This is a genomic window from Streptococcus sp. DD11, from assembly GCF_001578865.1.
Lineage (GTDB): Bacteria > Bacillota > Bacilli > Lactobacillales > Streptococcaceae > Streptococcus > Streptococcus panodentis.
Window position 1 is genome coordinate 1 of the sequence record NZ_KQ969439.1, and the last position, 478, is coordinate 478.

Annotated in this window: 1 protein-coding gene and 1 pseudogene; both read left to right on the top strand. The window is 46.7% G+C overall.

Annotation, left to right across the window (positions count from 1 at the left end; genetic code table 11):
• Nucleotides 1–351: carbohydrate ABC transporter permease (locus STRDD11_RS13305; RefSeq protein WP_164828517.1), on the top strand; the 351-nt coding region annotated here is incomplete at its 5' end.
• A 33-nt stretch (nt 352–384) separates the two neighbouring features.
• Nucleotides 385–478, top strand: a pseudogene (locus STRDD11_RS13310) (sugar ABC transporter permease); the annotation flags it as partial.

Below are 478 nucleotides of genomic sequence, written 5' to 3' on the forward strand. Positions count from 1 at the left end.
CAGATCGAGGCGGCTGAGATTGACGGGGCCAGCAAATTCCAAGTCTTTAAGAGCATCACTTTCCCGCAGATTCTCCTCATTATGACTCCGGCACTCATCCAACAGTTTATCGGAAACATCAATAACTTCAACGTTATCTACTTCCTGACCGGCGGCGGACCGGCCAATTCAGCCTTCTACCAAGCTGGCTCGACTGACCTTTTGGTGACCTGGCTCTATAAACTGACTGTTACCGCTAAGGACTATAACTTGGCATCTGTTATCGGTATCCTGATTTTTGCTATTTCGGCAACCTTCAGTCTCTTGGCCTATACCAGATCCACATCATTCAAGGAAGGAACGGCTAAATAATGAAAAAACAAAAAAAGACTTCGTCTATTAGGGATTTACATCTTGCTGGCTGTTTTGGCCTTTATCTGGCTGCTGCCTATCCTCTGGATTTTCCTGACCAGCTTCCGTGGGGAAGGTGCTAATGCAG